The organism is Mycoplasma suis str. Illinois (assembly GCF_000179035.2).
GTDB classification, from domain to species: domain Bacteria; phylum Bacillota_I; class Bacilli_A; order Mycoplasmatales; family Mycoplasmoidaceae; genus Eperythrozoon_A; species Eperythrozoon_A suis.
Genome location: NC_015155.1, coordinates 230,527 through 247,167, shown reverse-complemented (window position 1 = coordinate 247,167; position 16,641 = coordinate 230,527). Strand labels below are relative to the sequence as shown.

Sequence of the window (16,641 nt, the reverse complement as noted above, 5' to 3'; positions counted from 1 at the left end):
TTTGGGCTCTTTAGTAGAAAAAAAAGTAGTTATAGCCCTTTCGGGAGGGGTTGACTCCTCAGTGGCAGCGCTACTTCTAAAAAAAGAAGGTTATAAAGTTTTTGGGATTCACATGATTAACTGAGATTCACAACTTAATGAATTAGAAATGGATAAAGAATGTGAATCCCTCTCTAAAGATAGGGAATATGCTGAGCTAATTGCCCAACAATTAGAAATACCCTTTTATGTATACAATTTCACTTTTGAATATTGAAATTATGTATTTAAACCTTTTATTTCACTATTAAACAAGAATTTAATAGGAAATCCAGATATACTCTGCAATTCAGCTATTAAATTTGGAACTCTCTTATCTAAAGTTAAGAGAGTTTTTGGTCCAGATGTGCTTCTAGCTACTGGTCACTATGCTAAGGTAATTTCTATTGAAAATAATGTATTGCTCGGTACTTGCAGTAACGAGCAAAAAGATCAAACTTATTTTCTTTCTAAATTAACTCAATTTCAATTAAGGGAAATTATTTTTCCCCTTTCAGAAATTGATTCCAAGCAAAAAGTGAGAGAAATAGCTAAAGAAAATAATTTCCCGAATTGAAATAAAAGAAGTAGCAGAGGAATTTGCTTCATCGGAAAAAGGAATTTTTATTCCTTTATTTCTAAATATGTTGACTCTAAAAAAGGGTCAATAGTAGATATTGAGAATCAAAAGTATTTAGGTCAACATCAGGGACTCTGCTACTACTCTATGAACCAGAGAAAAGGGCAACTTGTCTCTGGACAAAAAGAAAAATATTATGTTTGTGGAAGAGATGAAAATAATTCAACTCTTTTTGTCTGCGGAGAAAGTAATAGAGATAAATATTTAAAGAAAAATTATTGTGTCGCAGACAATATTCACTGAATAGGAACTCCCCCAGAAATAGGGAGAAAAATACTCTTAAAGTTCAAGCATACTCCAAGATTTATTTCTGGAACTATAAAAAAAATAAATAGCAAAGAGGTAGAGATATCTCACGAAAGTTGCTTCTCTACCTCTCCGGGACAATATATTGTTTTTTACTCTCTAGATAAAAAAATATGTTTAGGATCTGGAATATTTAAAACCTCCTAAATTTTTAAATTTAAAGATAGGGAAATAAATAGGTAAGAAGTGGTTAAGTTAAGTCCAGCAAAACTAAAAGAAACTTGAATAAACTACTTTAGTTCTAATGGTCATGAGGTGATTCCACCTCATTCTCTAATTCCTCCGGAATACGATAAATCTACTCTATTTGTTAACGCTGGCCTTGGAGCTATAAAGAAATTATTTATAGAGTCCAGCGATAAACCACAAATGTTCACAAGTATTCAAAAAGTAGTTAGAACAGTAGATATTACTAGCATAGAAGAAGATTCATGACATAGTACCTATTTTGAAATGATGGGCAACTTTTCTATTGGAGGTTACTTCAAAAGAGAAGCTATTGGATATGCTGTAGAGTTCTTACTATCTCTTCTAAAGATAGATAAGAACAGATTAGTAATAACTATTTATGAAAAAGACTCAGAAAGTGAGTCTATTTGAAAAGAATTATTGGGCGAAAATACTCCTATTCTTAAGTTAGGAAAAGCTAATTTTTGAGAAATAGGAGAAGGTCCTTGTGGACCTTGTACAGAAATCTACTATGACAGGGGAGAAAAATATGACAAAAATAATTTGGGAGTAGAGCTAATTAAGCAGGGAATAAATAATGACAGATATATAGAAATATGGAATATTGTTTTTAGCCAATTCTGGGCTAAAAACGGAGAATATGAAGAATTAAAAAGAAAAAATATTGATACAGGAGCTGGACTCGAAAGAGTTATTACTATTATTGAGGAAGCTGAAAATATATTTCACAGCTCCTGTTTTTCTCCCCTAATAAAAGAAGTAGAAAAACTATCAGGTAAAAGTTACTATTTGGCTTCAGAGGATTCTCCTCTGAAAGCTCACTTCCAAATAATTTCCGATCACATTAGAACACTGACTCTAATTGTTGGAGAGGGAATTCTTCCCTCCAACAAAGGTAGGGGTTATGTAGTTAAAAAACTCCTAAGAAGGGTCGCTACTTCTCTAAACATTTTGGGAGTATCAAATTGTTTAGAAGCTCTTTCCTCACTTTTGGATATTTCTGTAGAGCTTCTTTCCCCTCTTCATTCTTTCTTATCGGAACAACAAAAAAATATAAAGGAAATTGTAATGGCTGAATACCAATCTTTTGAAAAAGTTCTGAATAATTTCTATAAAAAGATTTTCAAAGAAATTGAAAATCCAGAAAACAACTTAGAAGAGAGATTATTTACATTAGTGGAAAGGGAGGGGGCTCCCTTCGCGCTAATAGAAAAAATATTAGTGGAAAAAGAAATAAATTTCTCTAGAGAAAAATTTAATGAGCTTTATGAGAATCACAAAAATAAATCTAAAAATGCAAAATTCTCTAGTGGTTTTGACTTAACTAGTTCTTAAGTTTCTAGAGGATTTTCTTCTAGAAATTTATTTCACTCACTCCATACTCACTTAGGAGAGTGAATATTAGAGAGGAAATCTTTATTTCCTCTCTCAGAATTTAGTTGCAATATAAATTTCTCATAGTTAGAAACAACTTTTTGATCTGAAGATCTTATAAAGAAATTAATTTCAATAATTTCTTTTAAGCTAGAAACTTGATCTCACTCTTTAAAGCAGGACAAAATTCTATTCATTAGTCGAATTTTTTCATAATCCTGTATTTCTAATTTCAAAATTTCAAAAAACTTTTCTTCCTGCCCTTCAATAAATAAGTCCTTAAGACTTATTTTTCACACCTCACCTGTAAAGGTATTTAATACTGAAATACCTTTAGCTCTCTTACCATAGTAAAAGTCAAGAAGATAAACATAGAGTAATTGCTGTCAAATCCAATTAATTACTCAATTTTTTCTCTGAAACTTTAAGTCAACTATATAGTCCTCACTTAAATCAAAGAAATCAAATTCTCATCCAGTAACTTCACACTCAATGCTGTGATCATCACTAGTTTTTAGTGGATGTAACTTTGTGAATTTATCTCAATTCATAAAGTTTTGACAATAACTCAAGAATTCCTGAAAATGATTCATTATTGTCAGGAATATTAATTGGTGATCATGATTCTTGAATTCTTGTTGCTCAAGAAAGAAAGAATATTTATTGCTTCCTAAGTTATCTAACTCTAGGAATCAAAAAGCTGTTTGTCTAGTAGTTTTAGTTTTGAAATAATTCTTACTTTCTTCAGTAGTGTCCCTTACTAAGAATCAATGTTCTTTTAAATCAATTGGATTACCATAATCCAATTGGTTAGACTTATAAAAATTAAGAAGGTTGTCAATGAAGAATTCACTTCATTTACCCAAATAACTACAGTTTTTATTAATTTTTTGAAGTGAATCCTTCGTTAACTTTTCATCTAGTGACTTTGTAATTTTTTGCTTCTCAGCAAAAATATTTATAGAAATATTTCCTTTATTAACATATTTCTTTTTAATTAGGCCTACTAGTTTAGGCCTAATTGAATTTAGAAACTTCTCAGTTTTTAAGAAGTTGACTGTTGTATGTTCCTTTATATTTTTTTCATTTAAGTAAAACAATCTATTTAACTAGAAAATAGATTGAATCTAGAAGAACTAAGAGAAAACAACCGAAAAAAATTACAGGAACCCAACAGGCAACAATTAGAAATAATTAACTTTAATGAGAATAGAAATGTAGGTATTATTGCCGGACCAGGGTCCGGTAAAACTTTTGTAATAATAGAAAAAATTAGGTTCTATCTTTCTAACAAAATAGAGCCCCGAAAAATTTTACTAGTAACCTACACGAATAGAGGAATCATAGAAATTAAGCAGAGAATTAATAAGTTTGTAAAAGCTAAGCGAGAGTTCGAGTATGCTGGAACTCTTCACTCTATTTGTAAGAAATTTCTAGAAAGAGAGTTCAAATTTGAACTTTCAGAACTTCTTAACTGAAAGTTCAATAAATTAATTATTCAGAGCATGGAAGACAAATATTTTTTCCTGAGGGAAGAAATACCAAAACAAATCAATGAAATCTTTCTGGGGCAAGGAGAAGAAGAAAGTGACCAATCAGTCAAAATTTCAAGAGATATTGCTGCAGAAATCTTCGAAATTGTTCTTGAAGAGACAGAAAATGCTCTCTCAAGAAATAAGATTGAAAACTATTTAAATAGCGGTTTCAAGCTAAAAACTGAAGAGTATCAGTGATTCTCTCCAAGACTTCTTATGAAAATCAAGCGATTTTCATTTCCTATAGAAAAAATTCAAAAGGTATTGAAAAATGTTTTCAATAACTATCAAAAGAAGTTAGATGAAAAGAAATTATTTGACTTCGACGATCTAATAATTTATTTTCACTACTTAGTAAGTAGGAATCCAATTAAGAAGGAAATTATTTCCTCAAAGTTTGAAAAGATACTAGTTGATGAATTTCAAGACATGAACTTTCTTCAACTTCTTATCATTGCAGAAATATCCAATAATAAGAAAAATATATTATTTGTTGGAGATCCTAATCAAGCGATATATGGTTTCCAAGGAGCATATCCTGAAATCTTTAATTACTTTAAGACAAATATAGACTTAACAACTATATTCTTTAACTTATCTCAAAATTACAGATCTACAAAAAATATTTTGGACTTTTCTCACAAATTAATAACTAAGAATGATCAAAAAGGGATATTTAATCAAATGTTTACTGAAAATGAAAGTGGTAAAAAAGTTAACTTACTAGTTAACAGTAAGAGAGGAGGTTTAATGAATCGAGTTTACTCGATTATTAAAAATCTAGAAGCTGATGGAGTTGACTTAAATCAAATTGCAATCATTTCAAGAACTCATATGGAAACTAAATATTTGCGACGATGATTTATGAAAAAAGGATTAAAGTTCCTAGACTTTAACTTTTCTAAATATATTTTTTGAAATTATGAAAGTTATTTCTTAATTTGCCTAATATCTCTTAGATTCTCTGGAAGTTCTTTCGCAATCAAATTCATTTTGGAATTCTATTTCAAAAAGTGGGAAATACCAGAGTATTTCCTACAGCAAATAGAAGATTATTCTCCTGATGTAGAAAAAGCTCTAAATGATCTAACAAGTTCTAATTTTGAAAATAAGTGAACTTCCCCAGAAGACAAGGGAAGTATCGCCAAAATTAGAAAACTTTGGAGATTAATTAAAGAAGAGTTAAGAAAAAATAAACAACAGGGAAGAAATGAAGAAGTTGACTATGTAAATAATCATTTTGAAAAGATTATTAATAGTCAAGATGAATTAAAAGAGTGAATAAAAGAACACATTAATAGTCCTCTTCAAAAAGAGATACAGCAAAAGAAGTGAGTATGTATAGACAATATCTCCCAATTCTATAAAGTTATGTCCTTCTATAGTAACTCAAATGTATTTAAGTTACAGGAAATAGTTGAAACTCTATTAGTTTATGTGAAGCACTTTGTGAGTCACGTAACAGAAAGTAGTTATCTTAACTTTTCCACCGTTCACGGTGCAAAAGGTTGTGAGTTCGATTATGTATTCATACTTAATCTAATTGAGAATAAATTCCCAAAACATTATGCTCAAACTCAGCAAGACTTAGAGGAAGAAAGAAGAGTTCTTTTTGTAGGTATGACAAGAGCTAAAAAAGAACTCTGATTAGTTAGTGATTTGCCAACTAAGAATTTAGCTCTCAAGGGAAAAGATCTTAAGAGTTTCCCTAAAGTATCTAAATTCTTAACAGAATTAGAGTGTTTTAGGCCAGATAATAGAGATATAAAAATACTAACTAATTTGACAAATGATATTCCTCTAGAAGCTTTTTATTTGTAAAAATCTTCTAGTAATGAAATTAGCACATGAGTTAAAAATTACTGATATCAGATGAGAAGGATATACGCTTTGAAAATACATAAAATTACACTTCCCTTATTACACTAAGTTACTTATTATTAAGGAACTTAGACTAAAGCATATCCTTCTCAATGATGAATCAACTTATTTCCAATATAAGTTGAAATTTGGAGATACTATAAAGATTTTTCTTCTTCCTGATTTATCAGAAATAGGAAAAAAAAGAGTAAATAGAGCTAAGTTACTTGATAGAGAGGAATTTAAAGCTGAAACTATTAAGTTTCAAATAGTTTTTGAGAATAATGATGTAATCATTATTAATAAAAAAGCTACTCAAATAGTTCAACCAGATTCTTCTAGTAGTAATTACTCTCTAGAAGAATTACTGCAATCCTATTTAAAGAAAAAAGATCCTGATAGTACTTATAAGCCTAAATTCATTCACAGACTTGATAAACCAGTTGAAGGACTAATTATTGGGGCTAAAAATGCTCAAGCTCATTCAGTCCTTTCTCAAGCCATAAAAGATAGAAAAATTCAAAAATTCTATAAAGCTATTGTTTTAGGTTGCTTTCCATACAGGGAAAAGCAACTAGAAAACTGAATACTAGATAAGCAATCTAAAGTAAAAGTTTTGGATCAAGAAAATCACGGAACTAAATACTCTATCTCAATAGTTAGGGGAATTAAAAAATTCCCTAACTATTCTATAGTAGAAATAAAACTAGTTACTGGCCGAAAGAATCAAATTAGAGCTCAACTATCTCATCTTGGATATCCAATAGTTGGGGATAGAAAATACTTCAATAGAGATTTAAAAAAGAAAGTTAGAGAAGTTGATATTAAGTGAAAAAAACTATTTTTAAGTTCAGAGGCTATTGCCCTATTTTCATACAAACTAATTTTTGATGAACAATTAGTTGAAGCGCTTAGCTTGGGTAAAAATACTTTTGAACTTAATCAGAATCCCAAAAAATGGGATTTCTGAATTAAAAACTTACACTAGAAGTTTTCTTTTAACTTTTTTGGGGAATCCAAAAAAGAACTGTCAACGAAGTTAGCTTTCTTTAAATTCTTTTCTTCTCTCTTAATAAATATTTGAAGATAAGAATTTAAAAGATTATTAACGAATGGGATTCTCCTCAGAGAATCTTGTGTGTTATTGTAATTCTTTGTAACTAGGAAATGGAAAAGAACAAAAGCTGCAGCTATAGCTCCAAATACTGGAACACAAAGAGCGAAAGAAACAGCTTTTAATTCTTTAAGTCCCTCTTTAGTAGAGATACTGATATTTGCTAATGCAAATATTAGTGTCGCTAAAGAAGCTAGAACTACCATTACTCCACAACCTATAAATATTTTTTCTCCGAATCCAGTAGATCTTCTAAAACTATCAAAAATTCCTCCTCCATTAACTAAAAAATATTTGTCCCACACAGTGGGACTCGCATAGTAAAAAATCTTATCTATTATTGTAGCAGAATTCATGTGTTGTGCCAAATGAATGCTTGAAAGACCAACTATTCAAATAAAAAGAGTTACACAAGAAAGATATCAAGAAATACTTAGAAGTCTTGTTGTTCATAGTGTAAGCTTGGTTACTTCAACTTCGTCCCTTCTTCCCCATTCGGGAAGATGGGAACCTAAAAAGAAGGCTTTAAACCAAGTCTCTAATTGATTCAATATTGTCTGAAATTACCTTAGCTGATTCTAATAGTTTCTTTTGTTCTTTGTCATTTAATGGCAAAGTATCCACTATTCTAATTATTCCTTTTCCTCCGACAATTGTAGGAAGAGCCAAAGTTACATTTGAAGAAAGACCATATTCACCCTTAGTTGGAGTTACACCAACTGGAAGAACTTCATGTGTATCAAAAATAATTGCACTAATAATTTTTGAAAGAGCAGCTCCAATTCCATAGTGAGTAGCTCTTTTTCGTTGAATAATTTCATAAGCCTTTCTTCTAACAGTTTTTTCTAGTTTTTCTTCGTAATCTGAACAACAGAATGGTGAGGATTCAAAGTGAATATCTTCACATCTATTAATAGTTCTTCCCGCAACTTTAGTTTGTGAGAAAGTTACAAGTGAACTGTCTCCATGTTCACCTAGAATGAATGATCCTTCAATTGAATTTGGAGATACATTAAGAGCTTTTGAAATTTCAATTCTTAGTCTTGAAGTGTCAAGAACTGTTCCTGAACCAATAATTCTTTCAGCAGGAAGATTTGAAATTTCCTTAAATTTGTGTGTTAATACATCAACTGGATTAGAGCAAATAATTACTATTCCTGAAAATCCTGAATCATTAATACTTCTAGCTATTCCAGAAATAATCTTTGCATTATCTTTAACCATTTCAAGTCTTGTTTCTTCTGGTTTTTGTGGTCTTCCAGCAGTAATAACCACAAAATCATAATCCTTAAGTTCTGAATAATCTTTAAGAGCTCTAACTCTTGAATTAGAAGCTAAATAAGGAGTGCTATCTTCTAGGTCAAGAGCTTGTCCTAGAGCTACTTCATAACTGTAATCTAGTATTCCATATTCACTAGCTAGATTTTGGTGAATAGCAGAATAAAGGAAGGAAGAACCAACTGCTCCACAACCGATTACAGCTATCTTCACAGGCATAAATTTACTTGTTTAAATTAATTTTATAAATCCTAACACAATGAATCTCTGATTATTCGATACTCTTTCCCGCTCAAAAAAGAGTATCTCAGAAGAACCAGTTATCACTATATATTTATGTGGTCCCACACTTTATAACTACCTTCACTTAGGAAATCTAAGACCAATAGTTGTCTTTGATTTCCTTATAAGGTATTTCAAAATTATTAACCAACCTTATAAATATGTTCAGAACTTAACAGATATAGATGAAAAGATCATCTTAAAAGCTAAGCATGAAAACAAAACTGTTAAAGAAATAGTTGATCAGTATGCTGAATCTTTTTTCAACATACTGAAAAACCTAAATATAGTTTGACCAGATCAATTACCTACAGTAAGTACTCACATAAAAAACATACAGTTTCACATTGATTCCCTCTTAAAACAGGGAAAAGCTGTCTGAGACAAAAAAACTCAGACAATTAGATTTCTAAACACCGGAAAAGAAAAGGGACTAAATTACTTTTCCGGTAATGAAGTAGATGAAGAAGACAGCTGCTTTGCTCTCTGAAAAGAAAATAATCATACTTCTTACTCTTGGGAATCTCCCTGATTCCCTGGAATTCCAGGATGACATCTAGAGTGTTTTGCGATGATAGAAGATAACTTTTCTCTTCCAATAACAATTCATGGTGGAGGAGTTGATCTCAAATTCCCCCACCATGAAAATGAAAACTTATTGTGCAGATTCTGGCACAATCATGATTTAGCTAAAGTGTGAGTTCATGTAGGACAAGTACTAAATGAAGCTGGTAAGCTTTCTAAATCTAGCAACTACAGCCTAGCTGTAGAGGAATGTGCTGAACAATATTCTTGAAACTTTCTTAGATATATATTCATGAAAGTTAGATATAACAAACCTTTCATGATAAATAAAGAAGCTTTATCAAGTTATTGATCAGAGTGAAAGAGTTATTTAACAGCACTTAATTATGCTGAAATAACTCTTTTGAATGCAAAACATATTTTCTTTTGTCCAGAAAAAGAGTTAAGAAAAATAGAAAAACCTGACGAAACTATTGTTAAACACTTAGAAAATGATTTAAATCTTCCAGAATTACTTTCTTGACTGGAAGATTTAAAGAAAACACTTCTTAACTCTATAAAGAAAAGTGATTATGACAATATTCTTTTCTACTGGAAAAAATTATTGACAAGTTTAGAAGTTCTAGGATTCACCCTAGAACGACTTTCTAGAGAAAATATTGATGAAGCTGAAAGATGATTCGATCTTCTTAGTCAAAAAAATTATGAAGAAGCTGATAAATTACGACTAAGACTTACAGAAAAAGGAATTCTTCCCTAGTCAATAAAGGTTTGATTGACATTAAGAAACAACTTATATTAAATGGAAAAAAAAGTGTTCTAGAAATACTAAAAGATGTTGAGCTTAGAAAGCTCATACATCATGTTTATTTAACGGAATCACAAACAAGTTTGATTTCTGCTTGCAAAACTTTAGAAATTCCATATTCACTTCAAAACTCAGCTTGATTGAAATCCCTTCAAAGAGAATTTGATGCTAAATATTCAAATGTTTTTGCAGTACTTAATTCCAGACAACAATTATCTTTTGAAGATTTCAAACAAGTGCTTTGAAAAGATCAAAAGAATACTTCCTACCTCATTGTTATGGTAGAAAAAATACAAGATCCTTACAATTTTGGAGCTATCATTAGAACTTGTGTCGCTGCAGGAGTAAATTACATTATTTACTCCTCATCTAATAACACAAAACTTAATAATGTTGTCTTAAAAACCTCTCAAGGATATGCATTAAAAATGCAATTAATTCAAGTTAAGGATCTTTCTAAAGCTCTTGCAGAGCTTAAGAAATTTAACTTCCTTAGTTATGCAGCTTCACTTAAGAGTCCTTCCAAGAACTATTTTTCAGTTAAGTACGAAAATAGAACAATAATAGTTCTTGGAAATGAAGGAGAAGGTATTTCTCCTAGACTAGAAAATAGTGTTGATTACAGAATAAAAATTCCTATGAATAATGGAGTTGAATCTTTAAATGTTTCCGTAGCTAATGGAATTCTTATTTATGAAGTGTTACGACAATGAAAAGAAAGATAATTTACTCCTTTACTTAGTTTTTTTAGAGAAAGAAGCCCTTTACGGGCTCCTACTTTTTTCTAAAAACTAATTTTTCTTATTATTTCTAAAAAATCTTGACTTTTGTTCTTTCTTACTGTCAGATAAATTTTCTTCAATTAGTGACATAAATTTTTCTAGCATTTCTCTTTCTTCGAACTCTCCTTTTTTCTTCTTACTATTTCTTCTAAGTATTTTCTTAATTAATTCGATATTCACTTAATTGGATGATAGGAATTAAACAAGTCCCTTAGTATCCAACTTAAAAGACTTACCCATAGTTGAAGAAAAACTTATTTTCTTAATATAGTTTTTCTTAATAGATGCTGGTTTCTTACTCTTTATTAGCTTCAGAAGATATTCAAAGTTTTCAATAAGTTTTTCATTCTCAAAAGTAACTAATCCAATACTTAAGTGAACATTTCCTCCTGAATCATTTCTAAGTACTTTTTGACCAGCTCTAAATTTTTCAACTGTAGCAATAGTATCTTGAACTACAGTTCCTTCCTTAACTGAAGGAAGTAATCCTTTAGGTCCTAGAATCTTACCTAATACCAAAAGTTTAGGCATACAACTTTGAGCTGAAATAATTAAGTCAAAATCTAATCATCCAGCTCTAATTTTGTCAATTATTTCTTCATTTCCTAGATAGTCAATATTGTGCTTTTGTCTATCAGCTTCTCCTAGTTTGTCATCAAAAACTAGGAGCTTTAGAGGTCTTTTAATTACTGGGTGAGGAAGTAAATAATTTAACTTAATGTTTTGATCATTCTTTTTTGAATGAATTGATAAGTGAAAGACAACATCAATACTTTCAGTAAATGTGTCTTTCTTATTGTTTTTTATTTCATTTAGGATATCTTTTAGTTCCATTTCTACTATTCTCTAGAAATTTTTATTCCCATCTGCTTAGCAGTTCCTTCAATCATTGCAACCATACTTTCTATAGAAGTAGCATTGGAATCAACTAATTTATATTTAGCTATTTCTTCTACTTGAGCTAAAGTGAGGGTTTTTACTACTTCTTTTCCTGGATTAGAAGCTCCTTTTTCTATTTGTGCAGCTTTCTTTAAAAGAACAGCTGTAGGAGTAGTTTTTACCTTAAACTTAAAAGCTTTAGAAGGTAATATTTCTATTTCTACTGGAACTCTTTCTCCCTTTCTATCATCAGTTTTTTCGTTAAATTCCTTAGAAAATTGAACCATATTAATTCCAAGGCTGGCTAAAGCTGGACCAGGCTTAGCTTGTCCCCCAACTAACTCTAATTTAGCTATTCTATTTCTTGTTTTAAAAAACATTTAGAATTAACTCTTTATTTCTTCTACTCTAACTTTTGTTTTGTTCTTCTTATAAGGGAAATATCTAACTATTCCAGTTACTTGAGCATATAAAGTGTGATCTTTTCCCATTCCAACATTTTCTCCAGGATGAACTTTTTTTCCTCTTTGTCTATAAATAATTGATCCAGCATTAGCTATTTGACCATCACTTAATTTAGCTCCTAAATACTTAGGAGCTGAATCTCTACCGTTTTTAGTAGATCCTACCCCTTTCTTCGAAGCCATTATCTATTTTTGTTCATTAATAATTAATTGATATTTTTCAGGAAACTTTCTCTTTAAATATTTAAGAAGTTTCTTTCGTTGAGAAAGTAACTTAAATAGAGAAGTTTTGCAATAATAATCTTTTTTATGCACTTTTAAGTGCTTTTGAAGATTTTGAATTCTTTTTCAAATTATTCTTAATTGGAAAACACTATCACCGCAATTTACTACTGGCTTATTTCCTTCTTGATTATTGTTTTCCATTACTTAAAAGAGAATATATCTATCTAAAACTAAATATTAGTTTATCTTAAATACACTTTCTTCTTTATGTCTTCCGAAAGAGACAGCACTTACCTTTAGTTTTAGGTAGTCTTCTATAAATGAAACAAACTCTTTGAATTCAGGTGAAAAGTCTTCATATTTAGATATATTGGAATAGTTTTCATTCCAAGCTTTGAAGACTTTATAAATTGGTTTCACTTTATTTTGCTCAAATAAGTGAGTAGCCTCTGGGAATAGTAGTTTTCTCCCAGAAAGATCTTCATAATCTGTACATACTTTAATGGTTTCGAAACCATTAAAAACATCAACTAAAGTAAGTACTATTTCATCAATTCCAACCACTTGAATTGAATAACTTAAAGCTTTTAAGTCTAGTCACCCTATTCTTCTAGCTCTAGCTGTGTTAGAGCCATATTCATGACCTCTTTCTCTAACTGTTTCTTCTATTTCTTTTTCACTCTCTCCTAATTCTGTTATTAGGGGGCCTTCGCCAACCCTTGTTGTGTAGGCCTTAACTACTCCTATAAGTTTTTTAATTGATTTAGCTGGCATATATCCTCCGTGTAGGATAGCACTAGCTATATTGGATGAAGTAACGAAAGGATAAGTTCCTAAGTCAATGTCTAGCAAAAGACCTTGACTACCTTCAAGAAGGAAAGAAGATCCTTCCTTCATTTTTTCAGTTATGAATGAATAATAGTCAACTAAATAGGGTTTTAGTTGATGAATTAACTTATTGTATTTCTCAGATAACTGTTCTGGAACAAATGGAGAAAATCCATATTTTTCAAATATTGGATTTTTTAATTGAAGATTAACTTTCAATCTTCTATTTAGTTTTTCTACATCAAATAAATCAATTAATTTCATTCCTATTCGAGCATTCTTGTCTGCGTAAGCAGGACCAATTCCTCTCAAGGTGCTACCTATTTTAGATTTTTCTCTCAATTTTTCACATAGTTTGTCTCACTCTATGTGAAAATCAAAAATCACATTAGCCTGAGTAGAAATAAATAATTTTCCCTTCAAGCTTTCTCCTTTTAGGTTTTCAATACTAGATATTTCTTCTAGTAAAAGAGCTGGATTAACTACAACTCCAGGAGCTATTATTCCTGCGGTATTGAATATTCCGGAAGGAATACTTCTAAGAACACACTTTTTTCCATTGTGATAGAGAGTGTGACCAGCATTGTCACCTCCTTGATATCTAACTACATAATCGTATTCAGAAGAAAGTAAATCAACTATCTTACCTTTACCTTCGTCTCCAAATTGGAGTCCTACAACTCCAATTGCATGACCTTTTTCTTTACTCATTAAATTACAAACACAATAAATTTAACCATTTTCTACTTTAACCTCTTCTCCTTTTTAAGGAGAAGAAATTAAGAAGCTCTAACTTCTTATTCTAGTATTTCTGTAACGGTTCCAGCTCCAATGGTCTTACCTCCTTCTCTGATTGAGAACTTGAATCCTTGTTCAACAGCTACAGAGCTAATCAATTTAACGATGATCGGAGAGTGATCACCAGGCATAACCATTTCCACACCATCAGGTAGAGTAATTTCCCCAGTTACGTCAGTTGTTCTGAAGTAGAATTGAGGCTTGTAACCACTACCAAATGCACTGTGTCTTCCACCTTCCTCCTTTTTCAGAGCATAAACCTCAGCTTTAAAGCTTGAGTGAGGAGTAATTGACTTAGGCTTTGAAAGAACTTGACCTCTTGTTACTTCATTCTTGTCAATACCTCTTAGAAGAATACCAGCATTGTCACCTGGAATTACTTTTTCTAGCGGCTTTCTAAACATTTCAATTCCAGTTACAATTGCTTTTCTAGTTTCTCCGAAACCAACAATTTCAACTTCTTCACCAACTTTCAATTCACCTCTTTCGCATCTACCAGTTACAACTGTACCTCTACCAGTAATTGTCAAAACATCTTCGATAGATAAAAGGAATGGCTTTTCAATGTCTCTTATTGGGAGAGGAATGTATGTGTCAAGTTGATCTAGAAGATCTTGAATTGACTTTTCAGCTGCTGGGTCTCCTTCAAGAGCTCTTAGTGCTGAACCTCTAATAACTGGTGTGTTGTCACCATCAAAATCGTAAGAAGTTAGAAGTTCCTTAATTTCCATTTCAACAAGGTCAAGCATTTCAGCATCTGTAACAGTATCACACTTGTTAAGGAATACAACAATCTTTTGAACACCAACTTGCTTTGCGAGAAGAATGTGTTCTCTTGTTTGAGGCATTGGTCCGTCAGTAGCTGAAACAACAAGGATTGCTCCATCTACTTGAGCAGCACCAACAATCATGTTCTTAATATAGTCAGAGTGGCCTGGGCAGTCAACGTGTGCATAGTGTCTTGTTTCTGTTTCGTATTCTACGTGAGTAGTGTTAATAGTAATTCCTCTTTCTCTTTCTTCTGGAGCTCTGTCAATAGAAGCATAGTCTCTAGCTTCACCTCTACCTTGCTTTGAGCAGTAAGTACAAATCGCAGCTGTTAAGGTGGTTTTACCGTGGTCAATGTGACCAATGGTACCCACATTAATGTGTTCCTTTTCTCTACTAAATTTAACTTTTGACATATCTTTTAATTTGTTCCAAAAAACATTTTAACAATAGTCATTTTTCAAAATTATTTTTTCTCATAAATTATTAGAGTTTCTGAACTTCTCATTTTGTCAGGAAAGCTTGCTCCACTGCTTGTACCTGAACTTAAATAATGGACTTTTATTTTGGTCAATAGATACCTCTTTAGTGTCACATTTAGGTATGTTTTGAAGTGCAAATAAAGCTACTCCTATTCCACTTAATTGAATTCACTGAGAAATTATTAGCGATCTTCCCAATCCATTAGATTGGATTGCACTAAATAAGTTATTTCTAGTCAATCCTCCCCCTACTAATATGTTTTCACTTTCTTTTATTCCAGCTTCTTCCAATACTGCTCGTATTGAAAAAGCTAATCCCTCAAAGTATGAAATAATTCAATCTTCAGACTTTGACTGACTACTAATTGAATAGAAAGATGAATTCCAACTCTCTCTAGATGAAAGCAATCACTTTCCCGAAAAGAATGGCAAACATAAAGGGCAATTTAAGAGATTAAATTGCTCTAAATTTAAGTTATTTAGTGCACTTAAGTCTTTATAATTTATGTGCTTGCGCAATCATTCCAAAGATTGCCCACAATTAGAAAAACTTCACTCAAGTGCAAATCTTGGAAGTTCATTAACTTTCTTTCAAGCTAATGTAATTAGAGGACTATTTTCTCCCTTAAAAGAATCCAATAAGTCTTGGAAATCCAATTCTTCTGAAGTTAAGTTCAGTAAGAAAGCTCCAGTTCCATAAACTAGCGAAGAATTTACTTCACTAACTTTCTTTGCGAAGTAAAGAGCTCCTTGCTGATCTCCTACTACCCCTTTAATACTCAAGTTGTGATTTCCAACTTTAACTCCAGTTATTTCCCTATCATTTTCGATTAATTTAGGTAATTTATCGATAGGAACATCAAAGAAATCACATAACTCTAGATCTCATTCCAGAGTTTTTAGATTTAGAAGTGCTGTTCTTGAAGCTGATGAATAATCAGATACAAAATGTTGACCTTTAGTCAACTTATAAATTAGTCAACTTTCTAATGTTCCCATTAGATAGTCTTGTCCCTTCATTTTTTCACATATTTCTTTAACTAAATAGTTCAGTTTTGTGGCTGAACTATAAGTTGTTATTCAGAGACCTGTTCTCTCCCTAATAAAATCTCTTTCCCTATTATCTAGGTCATTTATGAACTTTTCAGTTCTATTGTCTTGTCATGAAATAATTGGACTAAGTGATTTTCCCTCACCAATTGTTCAGAGTAGAACACTTTCTCTCTGAGTAGAAATGGATAAAAAGGAGGGATAATCCTCCTTCTTTAGAGAATCTAGTAGTTTAGAAAGACTTTTTTCTAGAACTCCTCATATTTCTTCTCCATCATGTTCTACTCAACCTTCTTTGGGAAAATAAGTTCCAAATGGATGTTCTTCACAAAGTATTTGTTTTCTAGTTGAAGAAAAAAGAATTAATTTAAGGGCTGTAGATCCCAAATCAATAGATAAAACTATATCCTCCCCTGTCATAACTGCTGAGAGTTTT

General features: G+C 31.2%; 17 protein-coding genes. 6 read left to right on the top strand and 11 right to left on the bottom strand.

Annotation, left to right across the window (positions count from 1 at the left end; all coding sequences use genetic code 4):
• Nucleotide 1: 1 nt before the first annotated feature.
• Complete coding sequence (mnmA, locus tag MSU_RS01490) at nucleotides 2-1,111, top strand: tRNA 2-thiouridine(34) synthase MnmA (RefSeq protein ID WP_013609771.1); 1,110 nt, start codon at nucleotides 2-4, stop codon at nucleotides 1,109-1,111.
• A gap of 39 nt (nucleotides 1,112-1,150) precedes the next feature.
• Nucleotides 1,151-2,488: an alanine--tRNA ligase-related protein gene (locus MSU_RS01485; protein ID WP_013609770.1), complete on the top strand. Its 1,338-nt coding sequence runs from the start codon at nucleotides 1,151-1,153 to the stop codon at nucleotides 2,486-2,488.
• Here the strand turns inward: MSU_RS01485 and MSU_RS01480 are convergent.
• Nucleotides 2,485-3,627 carry a hypothetical protein gene (locus MSU_RS01480; RefSeq protein ID WP_013609769.1) on the bottom strand — a complete coding sequence of 381 codons (1,143 nt, stop codon included), beginning with the start codon at nucleotides 3,625-3,627 and terminating at the stop codon, nucleotides 2,485-2,487. The genes MSU_RS01485 and MSU_RS01480 overlap by 4 nt on opposite strands.
• Nucleotides 3,628-3,648: 21 nt before the next feature.
• Here MSU_RS01480 and MSU_RS01475 point away from each other — a divergent pair, with 21 nt between their 5' ends.
• Together MSU_RS01475 and MSU_RS01470 are read left to right on the top strand one after the other, a co-directional pair.
• On the top strand, nucleotides 3,649-5,883 hold the full coding sequence (locus tag MSU_RS01475) for an ATP-dependent helicase (RefSeq protein WP_013609768.1): 2,235 nt from the start codon (nucleotides 3,649-3,651) through the stop codon (nucleotides 5,881-5,883).
• A gap of 13 nt (nucleotides 5,884-5,896) precedes the next feature.
• A complete protein-coding gene (locus MSU_RS01470; RefSeq protein ID WP_013608950.1) occupies nucleotides 5,897-6,910 on the top strand; it encodes an RluA family pseudouridine synthase in 1,014 nt (337 codons plus the stop codon).
• On the opposite strand, the gene MSU_RS01465 is transcribed toward MSU_RS01470, so the two are convergent.
• The gene (locus tag MSU_RS01465; protein WP_013608949.1) at nucleotides 6,907-7,587 is read right to left on the bottom strand and encodes a hypothetical protein; all 681 of its coding nucleotides are present in this window, start codon (nucleotides 7,585-7,587) and stop codon (nucleotides 6,907-6,909) included. The two genes, MSU_RS01470 and MSU_RS01465, sit on opposite strands and share 4 nt — an antisense overlap.
• The gene (locus MSU_RS01460) at nucleotides 7,562-8,533 is read right to left on the bottom strand and encodes an L-lactate dehydrogenase (protein ID WP_013608948.1); all 972 of its coding nucleotides are present in this window, start codon (nucleotides 8,531-8,533) and stop codon (nucleotides 7,562-7,564) included. The genes MSU_RS01465 and MSU_RS01460 overlap by 26 nt, the downstream gene beginning before the upstream one ends.
• Nucleotides 8,534-8,573: 40 nt before the next feature.
• Between MSU_RS01460 and MSU_RS01455 the strand changes: the two genes are divergently transcribed.
• Both MSU_RS01455 and rlmB read left to right on the top strand, forming a co-directional pair.
• Nucleotides 8,574-9,881 carry a class I tRNA ligase family protein gene (locus MSU_RS01455; RefSeq protein ID WP_013609767.1) on the top strand — a complete coding sequence of 436 codons (1,308 nt, stop codon included), beginning with the start codon at nucleotides 8,574-8,576 and terminating at the stop codon, nucleotides 9,879-9,881.
• A gap of 11 nt (nucleotides 9,882-9,892) precedes the next feature.
• The gene (gene rlmB / locus MSU_RS01450; protein WP_013608946.1) at nucleotides 9,893-10,654 is read left to right on the top strand and encodes a 23S rRNA (guanosine(2251)-2'-O)-methyltransferase RlmB; all 762 of its coding nucleotides are present in this window, start codon (nucleotides 9,893-9,895) and stop codon (nucleotides 10,652-10,654) included.
• A gap of 66 nt (nucleotides 10,655-10,720) precedes the next feature.
• Here rlmB and MSU_RS04630 read toward each other — a convergent pair whose 3' ends face one another.
• The 8 genes from MSU_RS04630 to MSU_RS01415 form a co-directional block, all read right to left on the bottom strand.
• Nucleotides 10,721-10,891: a hypothetical protein gene (locus tag MSU_RS04630; RefSeq protein WP_013608945.1), complete on the bottom strand. Its 171-nt coding sequence runs from the start codon at nucleotides 10,889-10,891 to the stop codon at nucleotides 10,721-10,723.
• Nucleotides 10,892-10,909: 18 nt separating this feature from the next.
• Nucleotides 10,910-11,545: a 50S ribosomal protein L1 gene (locus tag MSU_RS01445; protein WP_013608944.1), complete on the bottom strand. Its 636-nt coding sequence runs from the start codon at nucleotides 11,543-11,545 to the stop codon at nucleotides 10,910-10,912.
• A gap of 5 nt (nucleotides 11,546-11,550) precedes the next feature.
• Nucleotides 11,551-11,970, bottom strand: coding sequence for a 50S ribosomal protein L11 (rplK, locus tag MSU_RS01440; RefSeq protein ID WP_013608943.1), 420 nt, complete (start codon nucleotides 11,968-11,970; stop codon nucleotides 11,551-11,553).
• A gap of 6 nt (nucleotides 11,971-11,976) precedes the next feature.
• Complete coding sequence (gene rpmA / locus MSU_RS01435) at nucleotides 11,977-12,237, bottom strand: 50S ribosomal protein L27 (protein WP_013608942.1); 261 nt, start codon at nucleotides 12,235-12,237, stop codon at nucleotides 11,977-11,979.
• Nucleotides 12,238-12,240: 3 nt separating this feature from the next.
• The gene (locus MSU_RS01430) at nucleotides 12,241-12,480 is read right to left on the bottom strand and encodes a 30S ribosomal protein S15 (protein ID WP_013608941.1); all 240 of its coding nucleotides are present in this window, start codon (nucleotides 12,478-12,480) and stop codon (nucleotides 12,241-12,243) included.
• Nucleotides 12,481-12,516: 36 nt separating this feature from the next.
• On the bottom strand, nucleotides 12,517-13,818 hold the full coding sequence (locus tag MSU_RS01425; protein WP_013608940.1) for an adenylosuccinate synthase: 1,302 nt from the start codon (nucleotides 13,816-13,818) through the stop codon (nucleotides 12,517-12,519).
• A gap of 86 nt (nucleotides 13,819-13,904) precedes the next feature.
• Entirely contained in the window at nucleotides 13,905-15,089 is a 1,185-nt protein-coding gene (gene tuf, locus MSU_RS01420) for an elongation factor Tu (protein WP_013608939.1), read from the bottom strand.
• A gap of 27 nt (nucleotides 15,090-15,116) precedes the next feature.
• The gene (locus MSU_RS01415; protein ID WP_013609766.1) at nucleotides 15,117-16,625 is read right to left on the bottom strand and encodes an FGGY family carbohydrate kinase; all 1,509 of its coding nucleotides are present in this window, start codon (nucleotides 16,623-16,625) and stop codon (nucleotides 15,117-15,119) included.
• Nucleotides 16,626-16,641 lie beyond the last annotated feature (16 nt).